Source organism: Methylobacterium sp. E-041 (assembly GCF_022829665.1).
Lineage (GTDB): Bacteria > Pseudomonadota > Alphaproteobacteria > Rhizobiales > Beijerinckiaceae > Methylobacterium.
On record NZ_JAKSYQ010000299.1, the window covers coordinates 49,737 to 66,697 of the forward strand.

The window sequence follows — 16,961 nt, forward strand, 5'->3', positions numbered from 1 at the left end:
CCGTGACGAGCGTGCCGACCGACCGTCGAAAGCCGACCCTTCTCGGGTCCGCACTCAGCTCAATCCAGCCGTGGCGTCAGATCCTCATGCGGTCGATCAGGACCCTGAGACCGCCGGAGACATGCCTCCGGCTCGGGTAGTAGAGGAACAGGTCGCCCTTCACGGGGCACCACGCCTCCAGGCATAAGCCCAGGGTCCCGGCATCGAGGAACGGCCTGGCGCGATCCTCCCAGACGTAGGCGAGACCGCCTCCCTTGGCGGCGACCTCGATCATCAGTTGCTGGTCGTCGAGGGTGATCGGGCCGTCGACCTCGACCTCGATGGCCTCGCCGTCCCGTTCGAACCGCCAGTTGAACATCTTGCCGCTGGGGAAGCGGTACCGGATGCCGATGTGGCGGGCGAGGTCGCGCGGGTGCTCCGGGCGAGAGTTCCTGCTCAGGTATTCCGGCGAGCCCACCACGACGAGACGCTGCACCGGCCCGATCCGGACGGCGACCATGTCCCGGGACAGCACCTCGCCGAACCGGATGCCGGCATCGAAACCTTCCTCGACGATGTCGACCAGGCTGTCGGTGGCCACGACGTCGAGGTTCAGACCTGGGTTCTCCGCGATCAGCGGGACCATGACGTCGCGCAGCAGGAAAGGGGCAATCGAGGTCGGCAGGTTGATCCTGACGGTGCCGAACGGGGTCTCCCGGAAGGTGTTCAGGCTCTCCTGCGCCCTCGCGATCTGCTCGAAGGCGGGTGCGAGCTCGGCGAGAAAGCGTTCGCCCGCATCGGTCAGGGCGACGGACCGGGTCGTGCGCTGGAGCAGCCGAACGCCGATGCGCTCCTCAAGGCTGCGGATGGCGTGGCTGACCGCGGAGGAAGCGACGCCGCGCTCCGTTGCGGCCTTCCGGAAGCTGCGATGCCTGGCGACCGCCAGGAAGGTCGACATCTCACCGAGTTCGCTCGCGCGCATTGTTCTATCTCATTCAGCACCGCGCGCAGTAACTAACAGCTTATCGCAACAGTCGCCCACCCGTAGGTTCAGGTCAGCAGCCGATCCCCGATCCGTGGGAATGGCATCGGCGATGGCCGGCATCGGCGGGGAACGATCATGGACCTTGGATTGAACGGCAAGACGGCAGTGGTGACCGGCGCGAGCCAAGGGCTGGGAAGGGCCATCGCCAAGACCCTGGCGGCCGAGGGTGTACGGGTGTTCGCGACCGCCCGGGACAAGGACTTGCTGGCGAGCCTCGTCGCGGAGGTGGTGGACGCCGGCGGCATCGCCCCGGTCACCTTCGAGCAGGACTTCGTTGCCTTCGACGGGCCGGGACGGATCGCGGAGGCGGCGCTGTCGGCGCTCGGCCACGTCGACGTCCTCGTCAACAACGCCGGCGGGAGCCGTCCAATGGCCATCGACGCCCCCGAGGAGCAGTGGGTCGAGGGTATGACCCTGAATTTCGACCGTCACCGGCAACTCACCCAGGCCCTCCTGCCGAACTTCCTCAGCCTCAAGGCGGGATCGATCATCAGCATCTCGGGCAACCTGGAGCCGGAGGTGGTGAACGCGGCGATGGTGGCGAAGGCAGGCCTGGTGGTCTGGTCCAAGGGGCTCTCGGAGCAGCTCGGCCCGCACGGCGTGACCGTGAACTGCGTCCAGCCCGGCCTCATCGATACGGCCCAGATCCGCCGGCTCTACCCCGGCGACGAGCGGCGCAAGTTCGCGGAACGGGAGATCGCCCTGCGGGACTTCGGGAAGCCGGAGGACGTGGCCAACGCGGTCACCTTCCTGGCCTCCCCGAAGGCCGGATACGTCACCGGCATCGTCCTCACGGTCGATGGCGGCATGCGGCGGTATTCCTTCTGACACTCCGGCGTCACCCGGACCGCTTCAGGCGGTCGTTCATCCCATCCCAGGACAAGGAACAGCCCATGTCGCGCATCGTACGATTCCATGAGATCGGTGGTCCCGAGGTCCTCAAGGTCGAGGATGTCGAGGTGCCCGCTCCCAAGGCCGGCGAGGTCCAGATCCGGGTGAAGGCCATGGGTCTGAACCGCGCCGAGGTCATGTTCCGGACCGGCCAGTACGTCACCCAGCCGACCTTTCCCGCCACCACCGGCTACGAGGCCGCGGGCCTCGTGGAGAGGATCGGCCCCGGCGTCGAAGGCTTCTCGGTCGGCGACAAGGTCAGCGTCGTGCCCTGCTTCGTGCTGGGCGAATACGGCCTGCACGGCGAGCTGGTGAACGCCCCGGCCTTCGGCGTGGTCAGGCACCCGCAGAGCCTGTCGTGGGAGGACGCCGCCGCGACCTGGATGATGTTCGTCACGGCCTACGGCGCCCTGGTCGACATCGCCAGGATGCAAAAGGGCGACGTGGTGCTGATCCGGGCGGCCTCGTCCAGCGTGGGGCTCGCTGCCATCCAGATCGTCAACATGCTCGGCGGCGTTTCGGTCGCGCTCACGCGGGGTAGCTCGAAGCGGGAGACGCTCCTCGCGGCGGGGGCCCAGCACGTCATCGCCACGTCCGAGCAGGACCTCGTCGCCGAGGTCAGGAGGATCACCGAGGGCAAGGGCGCCCGCATTGCCTTCGACCCGGTCGGCGGGCCCGAGGTCCCGAAGATCCTCGATGCGCTCTCGCACCTCGGCATCTTCTTCCAGTACGGCGCGCTCGACGTCGCCGACGTGCCGGTGCCGGTCCTGTCACTCCTCGGGAAGAACCTCACCATCCGGGGCTACCAGCTTTTCGAGATCACCACGGACCCGGAGCGGCTGGAGCGGGCCAAGGCGTTCATCGTTGAGGGGTTGGCCTCGGGCGCGCTGAGGCCCGTCATCGCGCGGACCTTCAAGCTCGATGAGATCGTGGAGGCGACCCGCTTCATGGAGAGCAACGAGCAGGTCGGGAAGATCGTGGTCACCGTCTGACCGACCGACGCTGAACCAAACAGCGGATACGGCCTCCTACCAGCGAGGCCGTATCGCTCGAAACCCGAACGCCCGGTACGGGTCGTCGTGATCGCCGCCACTCCGTTTCGTGCCAGTTCGCCCAGGCCCGGAAAGGTCCCGGCCCATCGACAAGCACATGGTTTACGAAACGTTGATTCCGACAGCGGGCATAGGGAAGCGCTTCCCGTTGCCCGCTGCCCTCAGAGTCGCGAATCCCCACGATGACAGAACACCTCGGATACAGGCATGACGCCCATCGCAGCCCGGCGGAGCCTTCGCCAACGCTTACCTACCCGACGACTGGGTGGGGTCCGACATAGGCAAGGGAAGCCCTGAGGGCGTGCCGTCCGGGACGTAACCACGTCAGGAGAGGAGGGCGCCGACCCCGGAGACGATACCGCTCGCGATGACGCCGCCGCCGGCGCGCATGCCCAGGTCCTTGATGACCGCGAGCGCCTTTCCGACCTTCTTCCCGTCGGGGTTCGCCTTGCCCGCCTCGGCCTGCGCCTCCGCGACGACCTCACGCATCTCGTCCCTGACCGAGGACGGCAGATGTGCGATCAGGCCACTCGTCTCGGCCAGGAAATCACGGACCTTCCTGACGTCCATGCCGCCGTCGGACGTCTGGTTCGCGGCAATCGTGTTCGTGCCGCCGGAGACGTTGCCGGCGACGCCGATGGACTGGTTCTGGGCGATGAAGTTCTGGGTCACGCTGTAAGCCTCCGTCCGCTCCGATGCGGTGAACATGGTGCCGTCGCCGAGGACGCCGGCGCTCTCAAGCGCAATCGTCCAGTCGAGGATCAGCCGACGGACCTGCGACAGTGACCGCCAGGCATCGATGTTCTGGATGCGGAACCTCGTGTGGAAGGTCATCCTGCTGTCGAACTCGGCGAGCGTCACCGGACCCGCGGACATCGTGAGGAACCCGGCCTTCGACATGACCAAGAGCTCCTCCAGGTCGTAGACCGATTGCATCATCGGGATCGGAGGCGCGCCACCCTCGTGGATGAGGGGGCGCCACCCATGCACCGGGTTGAGGAACTCGTGACGCCCCGGGACCCAGCGGTAGTCGGGCAGGTCCTCGACCGCGGCGTAGCCGTCCGTCTCCCTGTCGAGCCAGTCCGGCACGCCGGGCAACGAAAGCCTCCGAGCCGCGATCCGCGCGCGGCTCAGGATACTGGCCAACGGCACGTTCCGATCCTGGGCCTCGGACTGGATCCTGAGGATGATCGATTGATGCACGGCTGCGGTACCACCGGCTTGAGGATGTGCCGCCGCATCGCGTCCCGGGGCACGGTCTCGAACGAGGCGTCGCAACGCGACGATCATTGCACGCGTCCAGGGTTCGATCACGGGGTAAGCTTAAGGAACAAAACGGGTTCAGAAGCCTTAACCCAAACATTCGGCTGAGGTTGTCATCGGCCAAGGACTTTATGTGGAAAGCTTTCAAGCCGAGGCATCGAGCGGTCGACGGTCGTCGGGGATAGCCGATGAAGTGCGAGATCGAGTTCCTGCCGGTAGGCGATGCATCGAAGGCCGGTGACGCCATCGTCATCCGGTACGGCGAGCCCCACGACTACAAGCTGATGCTGGTCGACGGCGGGCATGCCACGACCGGCGATCAGATCGTCGGCCATCTCAGGCGGTTCTTCGGGCCCGGTCCGGTCCTGGAGCACGTCGTCCTGACCCATGCCGACGGCGATCACGCCTCCGGCCTGCGCACGGTCTTCGAGCAGATCCCGGTTCTAAACCTATGGATGCACGCCCCCTGGCTCCATGCCGCCGAGGCGTTGCCGCTGTTCGCGAACAAGTTGACGACCGGCGAAAGTCTTACCCGACGGATCAAGGGCGAGTACGACATCGTCTCGGACATCTACGACCTCGCCGATAGGCGGGGGTGCGCCATACGCCCAGCCTTCGCAGGCAGTGACATCGGACCCTTCCGCGTTCTGTCGCCGGACCTATGGACCTACCTCCATCTGCTGCCCCAGTTCGAAAAGACGCCGGACCCCGACCAGCCTGCCATCGAGCGCCAGGGCCTATGGATCGGCAAGTCCAGCCCGGCGACCCGCCTGTTCGAGTCGGTGAAGGCGTCCCTGCAGAGCTGGACGACCGAAACCTGGGACAGGGAGCGTCTCAGGGACGGCGGCATCACCAGCGCCAGCAACGAGTCGAGCGTCGTCCTGTACGGCTCATTCGAGGGTGGCCCGGTCCTGCTGACGGGCGATGCCGGCGATCGCGGGCTGGGATGGGCGGCGGAAGCAGCCGTTCGGATGGGCCTTCCTCTCCAGGGCTTCCAGATGGTGCAGGTTCCTCATCACGGCAGCCGCAGGAATTCCGGTCCGACCATGCTGAACCGCATCCTCGGCCCAATCCAACCCCATCACGCCCCGACGCGGTTCTACGCCTACGTTTCGGCCCCGACCGACGACAGCAAGCATCCGCGCAACATCGTGCTCAACGCCTTCGCCCGCCGCGGTGGCTACGTCATCGCCACGCAGGGCTCGTCCAAGGTCCATTGGGGCGGCTTCCCGGTCCGGCCCGGTTACACCGCGGCCGCCCAGGTCCCGTTCTTCGACCGCGTGGAGGAGTACACGTGAGCAAGGGGTCGACGTCCAAAGCCCTGAAGGACGCGAACCGGCCGAAGCTCTGGACGACCATCGCCGCGAACGTCGCCGTCCTCTATGCCTTCTCGCAGTACGAGGCCGTGTCGGCCGCCGGTCTCAAGGGCGTGGTCGCGGGCGCCACCAGCCTCGTCCCGCTGTCGTTGGCCCTCATCCTCACCACCGTCGCCAACGGCCTGCTGAGCGACGACATCAAGACCCGGCTGGTCTTCCTGCGTTGGAAGCATGCATTGCCCGGCCATCGGGCGTTCAGCGTGTTCGCCGTCTCCGATCCCCGCATCGACCTCGACGGCCTGAAAAAGCTGCTGGGCAAGGACTGGCCGACCGACCCCGTGGCCGAGAACCGGATGTGGTACCGGCTCTTCAAGGACAGCGAGAACGACCCGGCGGTCCTCTACAGCCACGGCGAGTATCTCTTCACCCGCGACTATACGGGGTTCGCCGCGATGTGCCTGATCGGGCTGGGCGCGGCCGCGGCCTTCATGATCGAGCCGCCCACGGTCCTGATGGCCTATCTCGGCTGCCTGCTGCTGCAGTTCCTCGTGGTCCGGCACACCGCGGCCACCTACGGCGAGCGCTTCGTCTGCACGGTGCTCGCCAGGAAGGCGGCAAGACCCCTCAAGCAGCCCGCTTCGACGACGAGGCGCGATCCGAAACCCGGGAAGGCGACCTGACGTTCACCCGGCCTTGCGGACCAGGGTGCCGTCCGGAGCCACCTCGAAATACTTTCCGTGCTTCTTCCGGCCAAGCATCTTCTTCTTCAGGGTGTCCTCGTCGAGCGGCTCCTTGTGCAGCCTCGCCCCGCGAAGCACCGACTCCCGCATGCCTGCGAGGATCTCGTCCAGCGGCCGCGATCCGCCGACCGGCATCGTCTCCGCCACCTCGACCATGACCCGGTCCCAGAACTCCTCCGCACGTATCCGGTCCAGGCGCCTCCGCATCTGCTCGTTCTCGGCCCGCAGCTTCAGCACCTCGGCCGCCTCCCGTGCCAGACGGATGTTCTCCTCCCTTAGGAAATCGCATTCCGTCAGCGCGTCGTCGCGGATCTCGTCGTTGGCCCGGAGCCTGGCCTCCAGTTTCCTGCGGTCGTTCTCCAGGAGCTTCGCCTGGCTCGCCTGCGCGGCCTCGACGACCGCCCGCGTGAACGCCACGAGCTCGCCCTGCACCGCCTCCGGCAGGTCGTTCACCACCAGCCGCGGCCGGTAGTCCCGATCCGACTTCCACTCGCGCAGGATCGGCCCGACAATCCGGTTGGTGCCGCCGTTCGGCAGCGCGGCGATCAGGTTGCGCAGGCTCACGCGCTTCCGGGCGGCGAGCAGCTTGTCGCACGCCCGGTAGATCATCGCCTCGTAGATCGCGTCCTTGCCCGCCATCGCCCGCACTCCCTCTCGACAAGAGGATGTGGCCAACATGGTTAATGATTCTGAAAGGTGGGGACGCAGGCACGGGGAAGCGCGTCCCGGTGCCCGCTGCCCTCGGAGTCGCGAATCCCGGCCCCCGAGCCCTGTGGATCCGAGGGTTCGGCCTTGCCTATCGGCACCGGCCAGGCCACGGTCGCCAACCTTCTCGGAGACCCACGATGATACGCGCGCGCCAGCACCCGACCGACTGACCCCGAGGTGCCGCCACGCGTGACGCCTCGTTCCCACGAGGCTCCCGTGTCACGCCAACTCTTCGTCTCCGATACCCATTTCGGCCACGCCGCGATCCTCTCGGACCGCATGCCGTTCCGCCGCCCCTTCGCGTCCATCCAGGAGCATGACGAGGCCCTGGTCGCCAACTGGAACGCCGCCGTCCGCCCCGGGGACACGGTCTGGCACCTCGGCGACTTCTCCTTCAGCTGCACCGAACAGCGTGCCCGCGCGATCTTCGAACGCCTCAACGGAAAGCGGTTCCTGGTCCGGGGCAACCACGACCGCATCGGATCGCGGATGCCGTGGGACGGACCCGTCGTCGACGTCGCGCACGTGAGGGTTCCGGAACCATCGGGGCACGTCCAGGGAATCTGGCTCAGCCACTACGCCCACCGCGTCTGGCCCCGGATGAACTACGGCGAGCTCCACCTGTACGGACATTCGCACGGCAGCCTACCGGGGACGGCGGCCAGCACCGATGTCGGCGTCGACTGCTTCGGCTTCAGGCCCGTCACCCTCGACGAGATCCGCGTGCGCCTCGCGGAGAACGCCCAGGCCGCCAACGGCGTGCCGTAGGCGCCACCGTTGGCCGGCCGTCGGGTAATCGGATCGAAATGCCTTCCGTCCAGGCTGTCGGCATGGCCAGTTTCCGCACCGTCCGCCTCACCACGATGATGCATCCCCTCGGGCCCGACCTGAGGACGGTGCCCGTTCCCATGGTGCTGCAGGTCCGCTCCCTCAGGGATGCCGACGAGCTCGAACGGCACCCGATCTGGATCGCCGCGGACCTGACCCCGTTCGGACGGAAGTTGCCTCGGTCCCGCAACTTCAAGGCCCGCGAGATCCGCCATCCCGGCGAGACCGAGGCCAGCGCACTGATCGTCACGTTCGCGGCCAAAGGAGAGGCGAGGCAAAGGAAGCAGCAGGTGATGCCCGGGCGCCCGATCTGGGAGGACCAGATGAGCTTCATCGTCCAACCCGGCAAACCCGGCATCACCTGGCAGGGCGGCGTCGAGCCGGCCACCCAAAGCTACATCGACCACCTCGTCTGCCCCGACGAGTACGGACCGAACCGGCAACTGAAGCCGCTGACCCAGGAAGAGCTCGACGAATATCGCGAGCGGGCCGCCCACGTCGGCTGAGGCATGCACCCGACCGCCTCGATGCGCGCCGATCCCCGGACCCGTTAACCACGCGACCGTGCAGGGGTTGGAGGTCGCTTGGCGCGAACGGCGAAAACTAGCCTGGACTTGGGGGTATCTTCCCCAGGATCCACAACCCCAAGCAGATCGACCACCCTTCGGCGGTCCTCAATCGAATCCCAGGCTTGACGCCCAGGTTTAGGGATTCAAAGTAAACGACATCGGCGAAAGCGTTTCCGCCCGCCGCCCGAAACGAGACCGAACGTGCCCCTGGCCCGCCTCATACGGAAACCCCGCCTGCCCATGCGCAGCGCCGCGTTTCCCACCCCGTCCACCGCCACGGCCTGACCGGCGCGCAATCGCGCCCGGCGGCCCGCGTCCGAGGCCGCCATGCCCGATCCCGACCACGAAACCCGCACGTCCGACGACCTGGTGGGCGTCCTCTTCAGGCGCCTCCACCTGATGCGCGACATGTCAGAGGCCGCCTTCCGCGCCGCCGTCGAAGGGGCCCTCGTCGCCCTCGGGCGCGCCGCCCACGACGAGGCCGAGGCCCGCGCCCGCCGCCTCGACGACCGTACCGGTTCGAGGCCCACCGACGTCACCGTCACGGCATGGGGCCAACGCCGGCCCGAGACCGAGTCCTTCGACGTCGACCGCTGACCCGATCCCAAGAGGACCCGCCATGACCACGCTCTCGATACCGCGCCCGGCCGGCCAGCCCAAACGCCCGCCGTGCCGACCCCTCCCGACCATCCCGAAAACCCATCCCAGGGGCTGACCGGCGCACAACGCGGCGGCCCGACGAGGCCGCCATGACCGAGAAGACATCGACCAGGAAGACATCGAACAAGCCTTCGACGCCCCAAGGCACGCTCAAGGCCCACGCGAAGCGGATCGCGCACGAGGCCGACCATCACGGCCACTACCCACCCGAACCGCCGGCCCCCGACGAACTCGTCGCCTTCACCCGGGTGTCCACGCTGATCGCGGTCACCATGCTGCAGGTCACGCTGTCGATGCGGGACATCCGCCTCCTCGCCGGGCAGCGCAACGTCGGCATGACCGTCGCCGTCCCGGACGCGTCATGGGTGACGCCCGTCACACGGGCACTGTCCAAGACACGACCGTGGGCCGATACCTACAAGAGGTCGGGCGGGTCAAAGGTCTCGGACAAGCCGGAAAACGGGAGCGACGCGGCCGGAGAAGCCCTGTCCGGCGGTTCGAGCATCCTCGGCGTCTCCACCGACCCGGTCCGCTACCTGCCCGCCGCCCTGGTCTCCTCCGCCGACGTCAGGATCGTCCTCGACGCCCCTAGCCTCCGGGTGATCCGGAAGGTCATCCGCCTCGTCACGGGGCAGAGACGGGTCGGACGGATGGGGCCCGACATCGTGCAGGGCCTCTCGGCCGACGAGATCGCGGCCTGCATCCGCAGGGACGACACCGCGCGATCCTGCGTCCGCCGGCTGGAGGCGGCCTCGCGGTCCAAGCGCGCCCCCGTCGCGGACCTCGCCGACGTGCCGCTCCTCCAGGATTGCCACGGCTACGGCGAGGCCGGCGCGTGGGGCCTGCGGCTCGTCTCAGCAATCGAGGACGTGCGCGCCGGCAGGAGAAGCCTGAGTTCCGTCGAGGACAAGAACATCGTGCTGTCCGGCGAAGCCGGCGTCGGCAAGACGACCTTCGCCCGAAGTCTTGCCAAGTCGTTGCAAATGCCTCTTTTGGCAACGAGCGTCTCGTCCTGGTTCTCCCAGACCAACGGATACCTCAACGACATCTGCCGCAAGATCGACGAGGTCTTCCAGCAGGCCGCATCCCAAGGTGCCGTACTGCTTTTGGACGAATGCGATAGTATTCCTAACCGTGCGACCTGCGATCCACGTCACCGTGAATACTGGGTTTCATTGGTGTCACATCTACTTATGACTTTAGACGGTGCAGTATCCGGCGCCGCATCAAAGATCATCGTCATCGGCGCCACCAATTTCCCCGAGAGGCTCGACGAGGCGCTGGTCCGCCCGGGTCGCCTGAACAGGATCGTCCACATCGGGCGGCCGGACGACGCGGCCCTCGCGGGCATCATGCGCCAGCACCTCAAGGACGACCTCTCCGGAGAGGACCTCGGGCCGCTTGCGGCCATCGGATCGGGCGCCACCGGGGCCCAGGCCGCGGGGTGGGTGAGGGGGGCCAGGATGGCGGCGGCGGCCGCGGGCCGTCGCATGGTCGCGGACGACCTGCTGTCCGAGATCGCCCCGCCCGAGACGCGGTCGCACGAGTCGATCTTGGCGACCGCCCGCCACGAGGCGGCGCATTGCGTCTCGGTCGAGGGTCTCTCGGTCGGAACCATCCACAGCGTCAGCATCGTCGCGCAGGGCCCCTTCGCGGGCAAGACGCTGTCCAGGCTCAGGGACGCCACCTCCCTCGGGGCGGCCGAACTGGACGCGCTCGTCGTGTCCACCCTCTGCGGCCGGGCGGCCGACGAGCACTGGGGCAAGGCCACGTCCGGGGCGGCGGGAGGGCCCGCATCCGACCTCGCGGCCGCCACGGCGCTCGTCGCGGGCAAGCACGGCTCCTACGGCCTCGGAACCAGCCTGGTCTACCGCGGTGACCGCCGCCAGGCCCTCGCCCTGTTGGACGATCCGGCCTTCCTCAGGATCGTGCATTCCGACCTCGACGCATTGTACGCCCGCGCCCGGGAATTCGTCAGGACGCACGAGGCCGCCATCGACGCCGTCGCGGCCCGGCTGGTCGTGCGGCGGGTGCTCGGGGGCGATGCCGTCCGGTCGATCATCGCCGCCCATCCTCCGGCCCGCACCCTCGGCAACCCCGACCGCCTGGGAGGCATCCATGCATAACGAGACCGACGCGCGCATCGGAAGGGTCGTCGCCGACCTTCTGGCCCTGACCCGCCTCCTGGCCCCCGAGGACCTCCACGACCTGCTGGGTTCCATCTCCGTCGAGATGGAAACCGCCATGGAGCTCGTCCTCGAAACCCAACACCGCCCGAGGCTGGGCGGGACCGTGGTGTCCTTCCCCGGCCCGACCATCCGGCACCGCCCATCGAACCCGCCCACGGAGCCCCTGACATGACCAAGGACCGCGAAAACCTCGACCCCGACCTTTTGGCGCTGGCCAGGGCGCTCGGCCGCTACCAGGCGCAGCTCGACCTCCGGCAGGCATTGGCCGACGCCCCCGCCGAGCCCGGCCCGGACGAGGCCGAACACGGCACGTGGGTGCCGAGTCGTCGAACGTCGAGGCCCGGCGAGATCGAGATGGGATGCTTGGCTCACAAGATGAGCCCGAATCAAAGCCGGACATATCAGAGCCGCTCGATTCTATAGATAGCCTGGACTCGAACCAGAGACTTCGCGCTTCGCTTGTGGAGTCCTCCCGGATTTGGGATCCACATGGTGCCTCACGACGAGGCGTCACCCACCGCAAGGTCATTCCGATGTTCACCCGGACCTTCGCCGCCGTCGCGCGGCCCTCGATGACAAAAGCCTAGGCCGGCGCGGCCTTTTCCTGGCCCGGCTCCGCCCATGCGGACGCCCCGACGCCGGCCCGATCCTCCGAACACCCATCGCAACCCTGGCCGCCCCGACGGGCGCGGCCGGCCGACCGCGCATGCCCAAGGGGCGCCGGCGGCCCATTCGGAGCATCCCCACATGGAACACATCAAGAAGACCATCGCCGTCGCCTACCTCAGGGCCCAGGGCGATCAGCACGAGGCGTCCATCGAGCGCCAGCTTTCGGCCTGCGAGACCCAAACCACGCTGCTCGGGCTGACGCTCGGCAACGTCTACGCCGACCAGGGCGGCGCCGCGACCGTCGCCGGCCGCGAGGCGCTCGCCGGGCTTCTCCGCGATGCGGAGCGCGGGGAGTTCGGCGTACTCGTCATCGAGCACCCGGACCGCCTTTCCCGCAACCTCGACGACCTCGCCGCACTGGTCACGTCCCTGTCCCGGTACGGCGTCGAGATCATGCAGGTCGGATGGGGAAGGATCACCCTCCGCGACGTCTGCTTCCAAGGGATGGGGGAGCACGAGAGACGGCGGATCGCGGCGAAGCGGACCAGCTTCGGGCTGCACCCGGCCGCGCGGGGCAGGCTCGTCTCGGGCCGGTACTGCTACGGCTACCGCCTGGGCCCTGGCAACCCGGGGGAGCGGGTCATCGTACCCGAGCAGGCCGCGGTCATCCGTGAAGCCTTCGAACTGCGCCTGGGCAAGCTGAGCCCGAACCGGATCGCCGACGTCCTGAGCGCCAGGAAGGACGCCCTCAGGACGTGGAACGGGCGGGGCGTCGAAAGGGTGCTGCGGACCGAGATGTACAGCGGCATGATCGTCTACGGACGCACGGCCCGGGTGCGGGACGTGGACACCGGGCTGATCCGGATCGTGCCCCGCCCCCAACGGGAATGGGTGCTCTACCCCGTCGAGCACCTGACCATCGTCGCCCGCGCCACCTGGGAGGCGGTGCAGGCCATGTTCGGGATCGGGCCCCGGGTCCCGGCGGAGCCGACGCCCGCCACCGACCCGGAATCGGGCCCCGCGATCCGGTGACGGCGAGAGCGGGGCCGGCGTGACGCCGGCCCCGTGCATCCCCCGTCGGGCGGCGGGGAGACCTTAGGCCGGCGCGGCGGGGCACCCGGGCGCCGGCCCGACCACCGAAACCCATCCCCGAACCCTCGACCGGCCCTCTCGGCCGGCCGGCCGACCGCGTGCGCTCGACGGGCGACGGAGGCCGCACAGGAACCCGTGCCATGGATCAGATGAACGAGAACGGCGCCGCCTTGCCGGCCAGGACGTTCGGCACCCGGCTGTCGAACCGCACCCGCAGGCGCAGGGAGGGGGCCGACCTCACCAAGTGCGTGATCTACGCCCGCTACAGCACGACCGAGCAGACGGAGGTGAGCATCGAGCGCCAGGTGGAGGTGTGCAACGGGTACGCCCGCGACAGGGGGCTCACGGTCGAGGCCGTCTTCGTCGACCGGGCCAAGAGCGGTGCCTACGCGGTCGGCCGGGTCGGCCTCGAAAACATGGTCAAGGGCGCCAAGGCGGGCAAGTTCGGGGTGCTGCTCATCGAGAACGGCGACCGGCTCGCGCGCGACCTCGGCATCCTCAGCACGACCTACAAGCAACTGGCGAACATGGGCGTGGAGATGCACCAGCCCGGGCGCGGACGCTTGTCCCTACAGGACATCGCGTTCCAAGGACTGATGGGCGACGAGCAGCGCCGCATCATGGGCGAACGGTCGCAATACGCCCGCAACGTCATGGCCCGGGAAGGGCGCGTGCCCGCCGGCGCGAGCCTCGGCTACGACCGCGTCCCCGGCCAGCCCGGCGTCCTCGTCGTCAACGAGGCCCAGGCCGACGTGGTGCGCAGGATGTACGACATGCGCCTCCAGGGGCTCAGCATCACGACCATCTGCACCATCCTGGCCTCCGAGGGCTTCGTCTATCCCAAGAGCGGGAGGCTGAGCCACCACGGCGTGATGGCGACGCTGCAGCGCGAGATCTACGCGGGCCTCATCGTCTACGGCCGTCACCACACCCAGAAGGACCGCGATACCGGCAAGGTCACCGTCTCGGTGAGGGATCCCGAGCACTGGATCACCGTGGAGGCGCCGGAACTGAGGATCGTCGAGCAAGGGGTGTGGGAGAAGGTCCAGGCGCTTGGACAAGCCCAACGGCGCGGGCACCGGCCCGAGCGGGCCGTGGCGGAAGGGTCCTCCTTCATGCTGACCGGGCTGGTCCCGTGTCCGGGATGCGACCGGACGCTCGCGGTCGCCGGTGGGCAGCACGAGATGGTGCGTTACGGCTGCCTCGGACACATCAGGCACGGCACCTGCGCGTACGACAAGACGGTGAATGTCCAGAAGCTTGAGCGGGTCGTCCTGGGCCTGGTCTGCGAACGTCTGGACGAACCGGGCTTCGTCGACGCCTACCTCGACGCCTACAACGAGGAAAACGCACGGGCCGAACTCCAGCATGTCGCAAGCCGCACCACGCTGGAGCGCCAGGTCACCCAACTCAACAACAAGCTGCTGGCGACCTTCGACGATGCCTACACCAAGGGCTTCAGGGGCACGACCCTCGCCAAGGTCCGCGCCAACGTCGAGGAGGACCTGGAAAAGGCGGAGGTGGCCCTGGCCGCCCTGCCGCGACGGCCCCACCCCGCGACGGTCGACCGAGCCAAGGTCGCATCGCTCCGGGCCACCATCGAGACGGTCCGGGCCCGTGCGCCCTTCAGGCCCGTCGACGAGGCCGGCAAGGTCCTCGTCGCCTCCGTCCGCGAGATCGTCGAGCGGATCGACGTCGACGTCACCGGACGCGGCCTGTTCGACGTGGCGGTGAGGCTCCGGGTCGCGCCGCTCGCCGACACGCCCATCCTCGATACCGGGCGCCTCGGCAGCGTCGTCCTGAGGGGGGGCTACGACGGGGCCGACGGTCGGTACCAGAACTCGCTGCGCGCCGCCGCCGACCGCGAGCGGCAGGCCAAGGGGGAGTTCAGCCTGACGGAGGGGGACCGGTCGGCCATCGAGGACTTCCTGTCCGGCCAGCGCTTCAGGGGCGGGATCGCGCGCGCCCGCAACAGGTTCGCGGTCATCGAGGCCATGCTCTTCGTCGTGAAGACCGGTGCGCCCTGGCACAGCCTGCACGGGGACGGTAGACCCATGAAGCTCTACACGTGGGCGCTGATCCTCGACGACCGGGGATTATGGGACGGCATCGCCAGGCTGCTCGCCGAACGCGATCCCGTGCGGTACGGACACCTGCCGGGGCATCCGCGTCTCCTGTCCAGGCGTAAGTTCCGCATCGGAACGGCGAAGGCGGATGCAAGCGTCACGGCCGAGGCTTGTCGATGAGCCGGAACTTCCCATCCACGCTCTCGACGAACCGGCGGCGGCGCGCGCGCTTGTACAGGGCGTCGTAGACCTGTTCGGGGGAGAGCTCCCTGCGATGGCTGTGGAGGGCGTGGATCGCCGCGGCCGTCAGCGGGCGCCCCTCGCGCTCTATGATGCGGACGGCCTCGTCGACCACCTCTCCCCAGTAATGGCGGGCCCATGAGAGGGCACTCCGCCCGTTCGAGGGCCGATCTGGAAGAGGGAGGCCCGACGGTGGGAGGTCCGCCCTTTCCGCCATGGGCAGGATGAAGGCGGGCGGCCCGCCCGCCCCGCCTGGGGCGACCTCGTCGAGCGCCCCGAGGAGCTTCGCGCAGCTCGCGGCGTAATCCTCGACCAGCGCACGTCGCCGTCCAAGCTCGTGCACCTCTCGGTCGATCCTGTCGATCTCGGCCTTCGCCGCCGCCAGGTCACGCTCCAGCAAGTCCTTGTCCATACCGGATCGATCCCGTCGAGTCGTGTGGACGACCTCCCAAGATGAGAGGTCGACGCTGGATTCGATGGGCGTTGGCCTAGACTCTGTCAACCGCCCACGCTAACCCTCCCATTACCGCCCATCGGGCAAATGAGAGGTCCAGCCGACAATGATGCTGTTCAAGCGCGCGCCCGTACCCAGGATGATCGCGTTGCCCGCCCAAGGCGGGTTCCTGATCGACACCTGCACGTTCAGCAGCATCAGGAAGCCCGGTCCGAACCAGTCGGCGCTGCGGCAATGGTACGCGAGCCTGGACCGGGGACAGCGCATCCTGCCCGATTGCATCAACGGCGAAATGCTTTTCGGCGTCCTCCATGCGGAGGAGCGGAAGATGCTAAAGTTGGCGAGGAGCCTTCGGCGCGACCTCACCATCACCCAGGGCGAGGCACGCATAGTCAGGGCCTCGTTGCCCGTCCAGGAAGAGTTCCACCGCCTTCGGGCAAAGCCCGCGCTCAAGAACTTCTGGATCACGCAGCCCAACCAGAAGCTGCCGTCCTCGGGCGGTGACGTCATGCTGGCGGCGTTCTCCCGCGTGACGGGCTTCCCCATCGCCTCGGACAACGAGCGCGATTTCCTCGCCATCCACCGAGTGGCGCCCTTGCCCGGCCTGTACCTCCCCGTCGCCGGAAGGTGGGCCGAGCTCGGGCGTGAGCTCCCGGCCGGATACGCAGCGGCCCGACAGGTTCGGGATCGGCCGGAGCGGTTTCTGATCAAGTGGGTTCGTCGCCTGATGCGGCGAATGGCTTGGCGGCTCCGGTTGGGCTGACGCCATCGCGGAGACGCGCGATGGCGTCCAAACCGCGAATGGCCGTTGCCACTCTAACCTCCAAGCGGGCGGTTGGACGACGCGACGGCATCGACCACCCGCTCAACGATATCCCGACCGAAGGGACGCCTTCTTCGCCCCTCTCTCGGGGCGATCAACGAACCGGTCGGCAGGCGCCGCGTGAACAACGCCGCCCCGACTCGGTGCGAGGGGATGAGCCCCTAGTGCTGCTCGCCGCGGGATAGGCTCTCGAACCGCTCCGCCGCCTCACGGGCCAGGGCGGGCGCCTGTCCCAGGTTGGCCGCGTCGAGCTTCGCGTAGCACGTGACGACGATCAGCGAGCCGTCGTCGAGCTGGACGTTAAGCCCGAGCGTCGTGGTCGCCGCCTCGCGGCAGAGGGCGACCGCGTCCATCCCGGCCAACTCGGATTCCTTGTAGATCCCGTTCATCTCTTACTCCCGTTACTTGAACACAGTCCGGCGCGCGGATGCACGCCA

18 protein-coding genes are annotated in these 16,961 nt (G+C 68.1%); 13 read left to right on the forward strand and 5 right to left on the reverse strand.

Annotated elements, in window-relative coordinates; translation table 11 throughout:
• Positions 1-76: 76 nt before the first annotated feature.
• The gene (locus tag MKK70_RS28300; protein WP_243951319.1) at positions 77-961 is read right to left on the reverse strand and encodes a LysR family transcriptional regulator; all 885 of its coding nucleotides are present in this window, start codon (positions 959-961) and stop codon (positions 77-79) included.
• 138 nt (positions 962-1,099) lie between these two features.
• On the opposite strand from MKK70_RS28300, the gene MKK70_RS28305 reads away from it, so the two are divergent.
• Positions 1,100-1,852: an SDR family NAD(P)-dependent oxidoreductase gene (locus MKK70_RS28305; protein ID WP_243951321.1), complete on the forward strand. Its 753-nt coding sequence runs from the start codon at positions 1,100-1,102 to the stop codon at positions 1,850-1,852.
• Between the two features lie 65 nt (positions 1,853-1,917).
• Entirely contained in the window at positions 1,918-2,907 is a 990-nt protein-coding gene (locus tag MKK70_RS28310; protein WP_243951323.1) for a zinc-dependent alcohol dehydrogenase family protein, read from the forward strand.
• A 384-nt stretch (positions 2,908-3,291) separates the two neighbouring features.
• Here MKK70_RS28310 and MKK70_RS28315 read toward each other — a convergent pair whose 3' ends face one another.
• The gene (locus MKK70_RS28315) at positions 3,292-4,257 is read right to left on the reverse strand and encodes a hypothetical protein (protein ID WP_243951325.1); all 966 of its coding nucleotides are present in this window, start codon (positions 4,255-4,257) and stop codon (positions 3,292-3,294) included.
• A 161-nt stretch (positions 4,258-4,418) separates the two neighbouring features.
• Here MKK70_RS28315 and MKK70_RS28320 point away from each other — a divergent pair, with 161 nt between their 5' ends.
• Positions 4,419-5,528: a ComEC/Rec2 family competence protein gene (locus MKK70_RS28320; RefSeq protein ID WP_243951327.1), complete on the forward strand. Its 1,110-nt coding sequence runs from the start codon at positions 4,419-4,421 to the stop codon at positions 5,526-5,528.
• Positions 5,525-6,226: a hypothetical protein gene (locus tag MKK70_RS28325; RefSeq protein WP_243951329.1), complete on the forward strand. Its 702-nt coding sequence runs from the start codon at positions 5,525-5,527 to the stop codon at positions 6,224-6,226. The genes MKK70_RS28320 and MKK70_RS28325 overlap by 4 nt, the downstream gene beginning before the upstream one ends.
• A gap of 3 nt (positions 6,227-6,229) precedes the next feature.
• Here MKK70_RS28325 and MKK70_RS28330 read toward each other — a convergent pair whose 3' ends face one another.
• Positions 6,230-6,925, reverse strand: coding sequence for a DNA-binding protein (locus tag MKK70_RS28330; RefSeq protein ID WP_243951331.1), 696 nt, complete (start codon positions 6,923-6,925; stop codon positions 6,230-6,232).
• A gap of 285 nt (positions 6,926-7,210) precedes the next feature.
• Between MKK70_RS28330 and MKK70_RS28335 the strand changes: the two genes are divergently transcribed.
• The 8 genes from MKK70_RS28335 (at position 7,211) to MKK70_RS28370 (ending at position 15,187) form a co-directional block, all read left to right on the forward strand.
• Complete coding sequence (locus tag MKK70_RS28335) at positions 7,211-7,762, forward strand: metallophosphoesterase (RefSeq protein ID WP_243951333.1); 552 nt, start codon at positions 7,211-7,213, stop codon at positions 7,760-7,762.
• 140 nt (positions 7,763-7,902) lie between these two features.
• Positions 7,903-8,328: a hypothetical protein gene (locus MKK70_RS28340; RefSeq protein WP_243951335.1), complete on the forward strand. Its 426-nt coding sequence runs from the start codon at positions 7,903-7,905 to the stop codon at positions 8,326-8,328.
• A 390-nt stretch (positions 8,329-8,718) separates the two neighbouring features.
• Positions 8,719-8,988, forward strand: a complete 270-nt coding sequence (locus tag MKK70_RS28345; RefSeq protein ID WP_243951337.1) for a hypothetical protein — start codon at positions 8,719-8,721, stop codon at positions 8,986-8,988.
• 152 nt (positions 8,989-9,140) lie between these two features.
• Positions 9,141-11,177 (forward strand): AAA family ATPase, encoded by a 2,037-nt coding sequence (locus MKK70_RS28350; RefSeq protein WP_243951339.1) that lies wholly within the window; start codon positions 9,141-9,143, stop codon positions 11,175-11,177.
• Complete coding sequence (locus MKK70_RS28355; protein ID WP_243951341.1) at positions 11,170-11,412, forward strand: hypothetical protein; 243 nt, start codon at positions 11,170-11,172, stop codon at positions 11,410-11,412. Before MKK70_RS28350 ends, MKK70_RS28355 begins: the two co-directional genes overlap by 8 nt.
• Positions 11,409-11,663 carry a hypothetical protein gene (locus MKK70_RS28360; protein ID WP_243951343.1) on the forward strand — a complete coding sequence of 85 codons (255 nt, stop codon included), beginning with the start codon at positions 11,409-11,411 and terminating at the stop codon, positions 11,661-11,663. The genes MKK70_RS28355 and MKK70_RS28360 overlap by 4 nt, the downstream gene beginning before the upstream one ends.
• Before the next feature lie 324 nt (positions 11,664-11,987).
• Positions 11,988-12,881, forward strand: a complete 894-nt coding sequence (locus MKK70_RS28365) for a recombinase family protein (RefSeq protein ID WP_243951345.1) — start codon at positions 11,988-11,990, stop codon at positions 12,879-12,881.
• Positions 12,882-13,081: 200 nt separating this feature from the next.
• Entirely contained in the window at positions 13,082-15,187 is a 2,106-nt protein-coding gene (locus tag MKK70_RS28370) for a recombinase family protein (RefSeq protein ID WP_243951347.1), read from the forward strand.
• Here the strand turns inward: MKK70_RS28370 and MKK70_RS28375 are convergent.
• Entirely contained in the window at positions 15,165-15,659 is a 495-nt protein-coding gene (locus MKK70_RS28375; RefSeq protein WP_243951349.1) for a hypothetical protein, read from the reverse strand. The genes MKK70_RS28370 and MKK70_RS28375 overlap by 23 nt on opposite strands.
• Before the next feature lie 148 nt (positions 15,660-15,807).
• Between MKK70_RS28375 and MKK70_RS28380 the strand changes: the two genes are divergently transcribed.
• On the forward strand, positions 15,808-16,464 hold the full coding sequence (locus tag MKK70_RS28380; RefSeq protein ID WP_243951350.1) for a type II toxin-antitoxin system VapC family toxin: 657 nt from the start codon (positions 15,808-15,810) through the stop codon (positions 16,462-16,464).
• Between the two features lie 221 nt (positions 16,465-16,685).
• Here the strand turns inward: MKK70_RS28380 and MKK70_RS28385 are convergent, their stop codons facing one another.
• On the reverse strand, positions 16,686-16,913 hold the full coding sequence (locus MKK70_RS28385; protein ID WP_243951352.1) for a hypothetical protein: 228 nt from the start codon (positions 16,911-16,913) through the stop codon (positions 16,686-16,688).
• Positions 16,914-16,961: the final 48 nt, after the last annotated feature.

What these genes read in the sequence shown, in the direction of transcription:
- MKK70_RS28310 (WP_243951323.1), top strand. Translation starts at nt 1,918, where the DNA reads ATGTCGCGCATCGTACGATTCCATGAGATCGGTGGTCCCGAGGTCCTC.
- MKK70_RS28305 (WP_243951321.1), top strand. Translation starts at nt 1,100, where the DNA reads ATGGACCTTGGATTGAACGGCAAGACGGCAGTGGTGACCGGCGCGAGC.
- MKK70_RS28375 (WP_243951349.1), bottom strand. Translation starts at nt 15,659, where the DNA reads ATGGACAAGGACTTGCTGGAGCGTGACCTGGCGGCGGCGAAGGCCGAG.
- MKK70_RS28365 (WP_243951345.1), top strand. Translation starts at nt 11,988, where the DNA reads ATGGAACACATCAAGAAGACCATCGCCGTCGCCTACCTCAGGGCCCAG.
- MKK70_RS28315 (WP_243951325.1), bottom strand. Translation starts at nt 4,257, where the DNA reads ATGATCGTCGCGTTGCGACGCCTCGTTCGAGACCGTGCCCCGGGACGC.
- MKK70_RS28350 (WP_243951339.1), top strand. Translation starts at nt 9,141, where the DNA reads ATGACCGAGAAGACATCGACCAGGAAGACATCGAACAAGCCTTCGACG.
- MKK70_RS28385 (WP_243951352.1), bottom strand. Translation starts at nt 16,913, where the DNA reads ATGAACGGGATCTACAAGGAATCCGAGTTGGCCGGGATGGACGCGGTC.
- MKK70_RS28380 (WP_243951350.1), top strand. Translation starts at nt 15,808, where the DNA reads ATGATGCTGTTCAAGCGCGCGCCCGTACCCAGGATGATCGCGTTGCCC.
- MKK70_RS28330 (WP_243951331.1), bottom strand. Translation starts at nt 6,925, where the DNA reads ATGGCGGGCAAGGACGCGATCTACGAGGCGATGATCTACCGGGCGTGC.
- MKK70_RS28300 (WP_243951319.1), bottom strand. Translation starts at nt 961, where the DNA reads ATGCGCGCGAGCGAACTCGGTGAGATGTCGACCTTCCTGGCGGTCGCC.
- MKK70_RS28320 (WP_243951327.1), top strand. Translation starts at nt 4,419, where the DNA reads ATGAAGTGCGAGATCGAGTTCCTGCCGGTAGGCGATGCATCGAAGGCC.
- MKK70_RS28340 (WP_243951335.1), top strand. Translation starts at nt 7,903, where the DNA reads ATGGTGCTGCAGGTCCGCTCCCTCAGGGATGCCGACGAGCTCGAACGG.
- MKK70_RS28370 (WP_243951347.1), top strand. Translation starts at nt 13,082, where the DNA reads ATGGATCAGATGAACGAGAACGGCGCCGCCTTGCCGGCCAGGACGTTC.
- MKK70_RS28355 (WP_243951341.1), top strand. Translation starts at nt 11,170, where the DNA reads ATGCATAACGAGACCGACGCGCGCATCGGAAGGGTCGTCGCCGACCTT.
- MKK70_RS28360 (WP_243951343.1), top strand. Translation starts at nt 11,409, where the DNA reads ATGACCAAGGACCGCGAAAACCTCGACCCCGACCTTTTGGCGCTGGCC.
- MKK70_RS28345 (WP_243951337.1), top strand. Translation starts at nt 8,719, where the DNA reads ATGCCCGATCCCGACCACGAAACCCGCACGTCCGACGACCTGGTGGGC.